The organism is Paracoccus sp. SY (assembly GCF_002901215.1).
GTDB lineage: Bacteria > Pseudomonadota > Alphaproteobacteria > Rhodobacterales > Rhodobacteraceae > Paracoccus > Paracoccus acridae.
Genome location: NZ_NWMQ01000099.1, coordinates 1 through 4680 on the forward strand (window position 1 = coordinate 1; position 4680 = coordinate 4680).

5 protein-coding genes and 1 pseudogene are annotated in these 4680 nt (G+C 57.8%); 2 read left to right on the forward strand and 4 right to left on the reverse strand.

The genetic code is table 11. The features are described from left to right. Nucleotides 1-111 precede the first annotated feature (111 nt). Nucleotides 112-273: a hypothetical protein gene (locus tag CK944_RS23455; protein ID WP_158248119.1), complete on the reverse strand. Its 162-nt coding sequence runs from the start codon at nt 271-273 to the stop codon at nt 112-114. A gap of 284 nt (nt 274-557) precedes the next feature. Here CK944_RS23455 and CK944_RS24125 point away from each other — a divergent pair, with 284 nt between their 5' ends. Beyond that, nucleotides 558-704 carry a DUF4113 domain-containing protein gene (locus CK944_RS24125; RefSeq protein WP_229665475.1) on the forward strand — a complete coding sequence of 49 codons (147 nt, stop codon included), beginning with the start codon at nt 558-560 and terminating at the stop codon, nt 702-704. 50 nt (nt 705-754) lie between these two features. On the opposite strand, the gene CK944_RS21515 is transcribed toward CK944_RS24125, so the two are convergent. From CK944_RS21515 to CK944_RS21525, 3 genes are all read right to left on the reverse strand, one after another. After that, nucleotides 755-1093: a hypothetical protein gene (locus tag CK944_RS21515; protein WP_103175095.1), complete on the reverse strand. Its 339-nt coding sequence runs from the start codon at nt 1091-1093 to the stop codon at nt 755-757. Nucleotides 1094-1126: 33 nt separating this feature from the next. After that, entirely contained in the window at nt 1127-1561 is a 435-nt protein-coding gene (locus CK944_RS21520; RefSeq protein ID WP_103175096.1) for a BLUF domain-containing protein, read from the reverse strand. A 1391-nt stretch (nt 1562-2952) separates the two neighbouring features. After that, the gene (locus tag CK944_RS21525; protein WP_103175097.1) at nt 2953-3201 is read right to left on the reverse strand and encodes a hypothetical protein; all 249 of its coding nucleotides are present in this window, start codon (nt 3199-3201) and stop codon (nt 2953-2955) included. 904 nt (nt 3202-4105) lie between these two features. On the opposite strand from CK944_RS21525, the pseudogene CK944_RS21535 reads away from it, so the two are divergent. Next, a pseudogene (locus CK944_RS21535) lies at nt 4106-4422 on the forward strand (integrase core domain-containing protein); the annotation flags it as partial. Nucleotides 4423-4680: the final 258 nt, after the last annotated feature.

The following is a 4680-nucleotide window of genomic DNA, read 5'->3' on the forward strand; positions in this document are numbered from 1 at the left end:
CATGGGCCTGCAGAGCGGGATCGTCAGGACCCTGTTTGTCTGTCACTTGTTTCCATCCATTCGATAGTCCGCCAGCAAGTCCCTGACCTGCGACTGCCAGATGCGGGCCCACTAGGCTGCAGCCGGCTCAAGGACCGGAGCGGTCATCATGGATCGGCGCAGCGAGTCCACGAGAACCGATCCCAAGGATCGTTGCACCTCGCACGCGTTGCCTTGCTGCGCCTGCCTGTAGTTCTGCAGGAACGCGATGATGTTGGGATCAATGATGCCCATCAGCGCACATCCTTCCGTTGTATTCAGACAGACACTTTCGTGTTCTGGGGTTGCATATAATGAAAGGACGTTTCGGACGGCAATAGTTCCATCTACTTAGAGAAAAATAAGCTCCAATGTGTTGTCCAAATGGACAAGTTGCCGTCAACGTCATCTTCAGACAAAAGAGGCTTATCAGCCGGGCGGCACCTGTGTTGTTTTCATGTTCCCAAGTGCTTTGCCGCCCGGCTGGAAGATCCAGCCATCCATGCAGGACGCGAGCCAACCTGTGCCGGATCACGGACGTGCTCGATGCGATCAACGACCATCTCGGCAAGAAGACGATGGTGCCGGCGCGCGAAGGTTTCGCCGGTGAATGGCGCTTGCGCGCCGATCACTGTTCGCCCCGCTATATCACCGGGATCAGCGAGTTGGCGACTGTGCGGGTCTAGAGACAAGGATGATAAGGATGGCCTCGACTTCACCGCTGAGGCGGTGTTGCTCAGAAGCCCGGCAGGTCCAGCGGCGTGTATCTCAGCGAGGTTGGCGTGCATTCGTGCCACTGCATCTCGGCATTGGGCTGATCGTCCCTGCCCCAGCACCAGCCTTTCTCATTCAGCGCCTGGCCGTAAATGGCGCGTGCCATGCAGGCCACGACCGTTTTTGCTTCCTGACTTCCAGGAACGCGACACGTGTCATCGGCCTCATCGTAGAGGTCTCGCAGTTCGGCCACTGTTTCCGTCGCATTGGCGAGGGGCGATTTAGCTTGCGGCGCTTCCGCTTGCGCGAGGCTGGGTCCAAGCAAGGCCAAGACCGCCAAGGTGGTGTTCAAGATATTCATGGTTCTTCTTCTGAAAGCGCAAGCTACCCTGGGCTACCCTGTCATTTCTGGGGTCTTGTCGCTGTTGTCCTCTGATAGCGCGAGGCACAGCCCTTCAATCTTGGCTTGGGGAAGTTGCACGGGGTCGAATACGTCGTTTACCCAATAGCGATCCTGGATCTCCAGCGGGATCTCTGCCGCCCTCAAGCAGCGCATGCTCCATTGGGAGAACAGCCGAGACTCGCTCTCCCCGGCAAGCAGGATGCGGATCCTTTGATGCCGATCATCCTTCATGATCCGCATCATGCACTCGGCAACTGCTGTTCTGCCCCCCTCCAGAAGCTGTAGGAAGTCCTCATCGCCGGCGATAAGCAGGCCCGTGATGCCGTCGTTCGCATTGTTCTTGCATGACCTGTCGAAGATGTCGCGGAGGGCCTCTTCGGAGGTTCCACCATGGTGTGATGCATAGACGAGCCTGGTCAGTTGCATGGGGTCTTTGTTCCTTCTGGTCAGGCTGGGAGCTTTTGACCATCACAGCGTCCCAACACAATTGGTCCGTACAAAAACGTTGCGGCATCCATATGGGCTTCATGCCTCCACTGGCTCAGCAGGATCTTGCCGCATCCCGGCTCATACCGGGACCTCGCTCTAGGCTGCGTCCGGCTTGTGCCGGCCTTCGCCTATAGCCTGGACCCCTGCCCCTCCTTTACGGCTTTTCCCGCGCTGTCTGTCTCGTCCCAGGCCAGCCTGCGCAGGGCCACAATAGTCGGTCCAGCGGTCCAGTCTCGGCCCTCTGGGTGGCGATCGCTTGCGGATAGCCCGGTTGTCCAGCCGTGCACTGGCCCGACCTTGGGAGTGGAGGCGGGAGGCCGAAGCAGGCTGTACCCGACTGACATTCCCATTCCCTCAGCGACGAAGGTTCACTTGGCCCCGCGCCGCGGGGGTCTTCTTTTTTGCCTCTGTTTCCCCTGTCCTGTCACCGGCAGGCTGGCGCCAGGACAGGGGCGGCACTCAGGCCGCCCCTCGCAAGCAAGCTCCAGAAAACGCAGGTAGGGCTGCGATACTTGCGATTCTGCGATTCTGCGATTTCATAGGCGACACATAGGAGAGGAAGTAGGCGACCAATCGCAGGTCAGACTTCAGATAGCCTCGGGCACTAAAGCCGCCATAGCATCGCCAGACTCTTTGCAATCGGCCAGAAGATAAACCACCCCGCAGCCGCCCAGATGGCTGCGAGGAATGCGGCGGTCAAGGATCGTTTCAGAAGTGGCACTGGGTTCAGGTTCAGGAGCAAGTTGATAAGTTTATTGGACCAGAGGTCGCGTCTACCTTTGCAGCTAATTCCTAAATTTTTACCAACGCGATCAACATTCTGTTTACAAACGCCTAAAAGTTGCATTACCTGAAATTGCAGGCAGCCACAGGCACTCAACCACGTCTCGCGACCCCCGGCGCCACGACACGCCGGGGGTTAACTAATGTCATGTAGCCAGCACTGAGCTTTTGGTTAACGTTGCCATCACCCCACCCCACGACGATGGGGTTATGGTAACGAGTAGCGCCCCGCTTTGCCCCAGCGGGGCGTTTTCGGACAAGTAGACAAGCCTCCTGCGCTAGGACATTTTTATTACCGCATCAGTGCGGTAGGCTTCACCACATGCGCAACTCGGGTGGGGTCTTTCTATTTTGGTGGAAACGGATCAGCTAATATTTGATAAGCGATGCTGTGAGGGCAAGCGCACGTCCCTCATGGGAGGCTCTTGCAACCGGCACGGTCGTAAGGGCCTTTCGCGTCTGGCTTAAGCGGTCCTTCCTTAGCTCCCCTCCAAGGTGCTTCGAAGTAGCCGGTAAGAGAGCATCGTTCCAAAGGGTGCCCGAACTTAGGCAATCGGCCGAAGGTGGGACTTCCGCATCGTTGGAGAGCTTCGCTTGTGGGTCGCAGGGCGGGTCAGTTCCAGGCGCATGGCTTCAAGCTCTGCAATCTGACGATCGATCCGCCAGAGGGTATCGGCTTTCTCTTCGTCTGACAGGGCGATCCGCCCGATGTTCGCGCGGCAGAGCATCAGCGTGGTTCCGGCTGCCGACAGGTTGGTCTGCAGGGCTTCATAGCTTGTTACTCGGTAGCTCATCAGGGCCTCACTTATTTTTCATAAGGTTTGGACCGATAGAGTTAAGAAAAGGCTAAAGACTGCCTCGGGCAGACAAAAAGCCCACCAAGACGCAAGACAGACGGTAGGACTGATCGGTGGTGTCAGGCGGCCCCGCCGGGTGGGATTGGGCGACCGGCGGGGCCTGTCGGGTTCGGGTCCGACAAGACGACGATGTCATGTTGCCGGTGAGGCTGTCCAGCGTATCAGAAGTCCAACCAGGGCTAGTACTATGGTGCGGTGAGTTCATGTGGCCCCGCCAGATGGTAACTTGGTGGCGGGCCGGTCGGGCGAGGGCCGACGAACCGATGATGACATGCCGCCGATGAGTCTGTCCAGAAAATGGAAAAAGCCCCGGCACGTAACAGTGCCGGAGAGGGACAATCTTAATTCTTGGGGTAAAGATTGCGGTAGAAACAGCAGTTTCTGCCCTTCTTGGAGGCAACCTTCTTGGAGGCAACCTTACCGGGGTGATAGTGTACAAAAGCGCATGAAAGTGCCGGTCTTCGTTAGGGGAGCCCTCTGCATCCATTTCAGAGCACATCTTGACCTGAGAGGCAGGCCAGTTGTTCTTGACGGCGCCTGAAAAAGCCCGCCGAACTGGGCAGGTGGGCTTGGAAAATGAGGTGCCTCCTGCAAATCCGGCGCTGCCTGGCTGCCTTGACAGTCTGTATGGACCCGTCGTCGCTCCGGCAGTGATCGAGTTGTCGATGACATCGGCCATCGCCGTCTCGAGCGTATAACCAAAATCGCGCATCCCTTCGATCAGGGAGGCAGCATGCGGGGTTGCATCCGCCAGACTCTTGAAATTCATATCTTCAATCGTTCGTGTTCTCAGTGCTGAGGGTTCCCCATCTTGGAGTGCTGCGTCAAGAACTTCCCGGATCGCCTTCCAGAGACAAATGAGATGCTGGCCGAGAATGGGCCGCCTTACGTCGCAAAGGATACCCAGATCTTCGCCCTACAACTCGGGCTGAAGTCCTGAATCGCACAATCCACAGCCCGCAGAGCAACGGCATCTCGGAGGCATTCGTGAAGAGGCTCAAGCTTGCCTATATCCAAGTGACGTTGCTGCCTGATGCCGACACCATCCTTGGGTTGATCGGAAGCTGGATCGAGGATTTCAACAACCACCACCCACACTCAGGGCTGAAGATGCGCTCGCCCCGCGAGTTCATTGCAGCTCGAATCTCAACAGCCTGAGTATCCGGTGAAATGGGGGCAAGACAATTCTCACCTGCGCCGAGGCCATGTGGAGCCGCGACCGCCGTTGAGCGCGCGACAGCCAGCCTAATACTGGTCCGCCAGCAGCCGGATCGGCCAAGAACGTCGTGTTCATCACCTTGGAGGAAGAAAGCGGAGTGGCATCCGGCACCTGCACCTCGACGCGGCCTGGGTGACGGGGCGCAATTTCCGGTAGCCCAAAGCCACTTTCAAGCGGAGTTGTCCACTACAATGCCC